Raw genomic sequence first — 4043 nt, forward strand, 5'->3', positions numbered from 1 at the left:
CACCCTCGTCGCCGCGCTGTGCGGGACCGACGCCTCGGTCGTCACCGGCCGCGGCGGCGACCCGATCGACGACCTCGCCTGGATGCGCAAGTGCGCGGCGGTGCGGGACGCGCTGCGCCGGGCGCGGCCGGTGCTGGGCGACCAGTTGCAGCTGCTCGCCACGGTGGGCGGCGCGGATCTCGCGGCCGCCACCGGGTTCCTGCTGCAGTCCGCGGTGCGCCGCATGCCGGTGGTCCTGGACGGCGTCGTGTCCGCGGCCTGTGCCCTGGTCGCCCAGCGGGTCGCGTTCCGCGCACCGGACTGGTGGCTGGCCGGGCACACCAGCGGCGAGCCCGCGCAGGCCAAGGCGCTGGACCGGATGGCCATGGAGCCGCTGCTCGACCAGGGCATGAAGGTCGGCGGCGGCGCGGGCGGGCTGCTCGCCCTGCCGCTGGTGCAGGCCGCGGCGTCCCTGGCGGCGGAGCTCCCGGAGGCCGAGCAGCCGAAGCCCGAGAACACACAGGACACCCAGGACGCACAGGACACTCAGAACGCATTGGACACCGAAGGCGAGAGTTAGGTTCCCCCGACCCGGGTGGGTGCCGCTCCGCACGGCGGCGCCACCCCGGGATCGCCCCAAATCACCCATATGCTCCCGGCCATGGGAGATACGCGGACAAGCACACCGACCTCACGCCGCGCGGCGGGCTTCACCGTCTGGTACCTCCGGGTCGTCACGTTCATCAATCTCCTGAGCGCCGTCTGGGTCGCCTTCGGACAGGACCTGCGCCGCCACAACGAGGAGAACTACTTCACCCCGTACCTGCTCGCCGCGGGTTTCTCCTCCGCCGTCGTGACCTGGTTCCTGGCGATCACGATGCGCCGCCGCAAGCGCGCGGCCTGGATCCTCAACCTCGTCCTGAGCGGCCTCTTCCTGCTGCTGTTCGTGTTCGTGATGTTCTTCCCCGAGGTGCGGCAGTACGCGCAGAACTGGATCTCGCTCGCGCTGACCGCCCTGTTCGTGGCGGCCCTGATCGTCGGCCGCCGCGAGTTCTACGCGAAGGGCGACCGCTCGAACCCGAGGCTGGCGGCGGCGGTCGCGGTCGGCGGTCTGCTCGTCACCTCCCTCTTCGCGACGTTCCTGGTGACGGTCACCAACCACGCGCACGACCCGCACCGTTCGACGTTCCTGGAGCGCTGGCGCTACGGCACCCTGCGCCTGATCTCGGTCGCCTCGAACGACTCCCACTACCCGGGCATCACCACCCCGAACTGGGTCGACGTCGTCATCAACATCCTGTCCACGGCCCTGCTGATCGCCGTCGTCTACGTCGCGTTCCGCTCCCGCAGGGCCGTCGACGCGCTCGGCCCCGACGACGAGGCCAAGCTGCACGCCCTGCTCGACAAGGAGGGCGAGCGCGACTCGCTCGGCTACTTCGCGCTGCGCCGCGAGAAGAGCGTCGTGTGGTCCCCGACGGGCAAGGCCGCGGTGACGTACCGCGTGGTCGGCGGGGTCTCGCTGGCGTCCGGCGACCCGATCGGGGATCCGGAGGCCTGGCCCGGCGCGATCGAGCCCTGGCTCGCCGAGGCCCGGGTGCACGGCTGGATCCCGGCGGTGATGGGCGCGAGCGAGGAGGCGGGCACGATCTACGCACGGCACGGCCTGGACGCCCTCGAACTCGGCGACGAAGCCATCGTGGAGACCGCGGAGTTCACCCTGGAGGGGCGGGCCATGCGCACCGTCCGCCAGGCCTACAACCGCGTCAAGCGCGCGGGGTACACGGTCCGCATCCGTCGCCACGAGGACATCCCCGAGGACGAGATGGCATACCTCCTCCAACGCGCCGACGACTGGCGCGACGGCGCCACCGAGCGCGGCTTCTCGATGGCGCTCGGCCGGCTGGGCGACCCGGCGGACGGGCGCTGCGTGATGCTCGAATGTGCGGACGGGGAGGGCGAGTTGAAGGCACTGCTGTCGTTCGTGCCGTGGGGCCCGCACGGGCTCTCGCTCGACCTGATGCGCCGTGACCGGGACGCCGAGAACGGCCTGATGGAGTTCATGGTCATCGAACTCCTGCAACGCGCCCCGGAGATCGGGATCACGCAGGTCTCCCTGAACTTCGCGATGTTCCGCTCCGTCTTCGAACGCGGCTCGCGGCTCGGCGCGGGCCCGGTGCTGCGCCTGTGGCGCTCGCTGCTCAGCTTCTTCTCGCGGTGGTGGCAGATCGAATCGCTGTACCGGGCCAACGCCAAGTACCGGCCCATCTGGGAGCCCCGGTTCCTGCTCTTCGAGAAGAGCGCCGACCTGCCGCGCATCGGCATCGCCTCGGCCCGCGCCGAGGGCTTCCTCGAAGTGCCCGGCCTGCCCAAGTGGCTGCGGCGCAGACGTCTGGACCGCCCCTGATGGGCAGGGTGCGCGCGTGGGCGCGCAGGGAGTGGGGCCCGCTGTTCGGCGTCGTACGCGACGGGCTCGCCGCACGGAAGTGGCGGGCGATCCCCCTGACGCTCGCCGCCGTGTGCCTGACCGCGGTGCTCCAGTACGTGCAGAACCAGCCCTGGGGCTACCGGTTCGTGCAGGACATCGGCTCGGTCCGGGCCGACGACCCGCTGTGGCTGGCCCTGCTGCGCACCCCGCTGTCCCTCTTCGTGCCGGCCCTCGACCTGCCCGTGTGGGGCGCGCTCGCGCAGATCCTGCTGGTGTTCGGCATCGCGGAACTCTCCCTGGGCCGGTGGCGCACCCTCGTCATCGCCTACGCCGCCACGCTCGCGGGCACGCTGTACGCGCGGATCGGCATCGCGCTCGGCCCGGACGGCCCCTTCGGGCTGCCGGCCTCGGACGCGCAGGTCGTGGACACCGGCCCGTCGGCCGCGGTCGTCGGGCTCGCGGTGTACGTGTGCTGGCGCCACCGGGCCTGGTTCAGCTGCGCGCTGGTGGTCGTCACGATGGCCGTGGAGTGCGCGCTCAAGCCGAACCTCGCGGGCAAGGAGCACCTCGCCGCGATCGCCGTGGCCCTCGTGCTGTGCGCGGTCACGGCCCGCCGTCAGCGGGGCGGGTCCGCGCGGTCCGGTGCGCCGCCGATGACGTCCTGAACGCGGCGGCCGATCTTGTTCCAGCGGCGGTCGTGCCGGTACGCCCGCAGGGCCGACCGGGCCCGGGCCCGGTGCCGTCGCCCGTAGAACCGCCGCGCCCAGAAGGTGCCGGGCCGGGCCAGCCGGATCGCCGCGAACAGCGCCACGAACGGCACCAGCACGCCGATGATCGCCATCCACGTCTTGCCCTTCAGCAGGGCGATCAGGACGAACGAGAAGTTGATCAGCAGCGTGGAGATCAGGCTGACCCGGTCGTGCTGCTCCTGGGCCGACATGTCGTTCACGCCGAGCGGGGAGAAGCCCCCGATGACGAGCATGCCGAGCGCCGCCGCGAGCACCACGACCTCGACGCTGCGCCGCCCCTCCTCCGACCAGTACACGTCGTCGAGGTGCACGATCAGCGCGAACTCGTCGAGCACCAGGCCCGCGCCGATCCCGAACAGGACCGCGCAGATGCCGGCCGCGACGCCGTGCCGCCCGCTGCCGACCGCACCGAACCCGCCGACCACCAGCAGCACGATGCCGGGCACCACGTGGTGGATGTGCAGGCCGCCCGGGCTGACGTTGCGGAACGGGCCGCGGCCCGCGCGGATCAGCCGGGTGATGGTGCGCGTCACCAGGAACGTGAGCAGGAAGGACAGCAGGGCGAGCAGCAGCGGCAGCTTCCCTGGTTCGAGGATGTTGCGGTGCCACCAGTGGCTCATGCGCTACATCTTGCAGGCGCCGCCCGGCCCCCGCCCGCCCACGGGGTCCGCCCCGGGTAACCTCCCCCGGTGTCCCCCAGAACCCCCCTGACCTCCCTCACCACTCTGAGCGACGGCATACGTTTCGCCTTCGGCACGCTCACCGTCCTGCCCGTCACCGTCACGCGCTGGGACCGGGACGCGGCCCGCGCCGGAATGCTGTGCGCCCCGCTGGCGGGCCTGGTCGTCGGGCTCGCCGCGGCCGCGCTCGGCGGGGCGCTGACCCTCCTC

Annotated in this window: 4 protein-coding genes and 1 pseudogene; 4 read left to right on the plus strand and 1 reads right to left on the minus strand. The window is 72.3% G+C overall.

Going from position 1 to position 4043, the window contains the following annotated elements; genetic code table 11:
* From G3I40_RS39675 to G3I40_RS39685, 3 genes are all read left to right on the plus strand, one after another.
* Positions 1 to 559 (plus strand): nicotinate-nucleotide--dimethylbenzimidazole phosphoribosyltransferase (locus G3I40_RS39675; RefSeq protein ID WP_203645639.1); only part of this gene is annotated, 559 nt, incomplete at its 5' end.
* 81 nt (positions 560 to 640) lie between these two features.
* Positions 641 to 2383 (plus strand): phosphatidylglycerol lysyltransferase domain-containing protein, encoded by a 1743-nt coding sequence (locus G3I40_RS39680; protein ID WP_164559673.1) that lies wholly within the window; start codon positions 641 to 643, stop codon positions 2381 to 2383.
* The gene (locus G3I40_RS39685; RefSeq protein ID WP_164559674.1) at positions 2383 to 3069 is read left to right on the plus strand and encodes a hypothetical protein; all 687 of its coding nucleotides are present in this window, start codon (positions 2383 to 2385) and stop codon (positions 3067 to 3069) included. Before G3I40_RS39680 ends, G3I40_RS39685 begins: the two co-directional genes overlap by 1 nt.
* Here G3I40_RS39685 and G3I40_RS39690 read toward each other — a convergent pair.
* Entirely contained in the window at positions 3021 to 3773 is a 753-nt protein-coding gene (locus tag G3I40_RS39690) for a hypothetical protein (protein WP_164559675.1), read from the minus strand. The two genes, G3I40_RS39685 and G3I40_RS39690, sit on opposite strands and share 49 nt — an antisense overlap.
* 69 nt (positions 3774 to 3842) lie before the next feature.
* Between G3I40_RS39690 and G3I40_RS39695 the strand changes: the two are divergent.
* A pseudogene (locus G3I40_RS39695) lies at positions 3843 to 4043 on the plus strand (adenosylcobinamide-GDP ribazoletransferase); the annotation flags it as partial.

It is taken from the genome of Streptomyces sp. SID14478, from assembly GCF_010548525.1.
GTDB lineage: Bacteria > Actinomycetota > Actinomycetes > Streptomycetales > Streptomycetaceae > Streptomyces.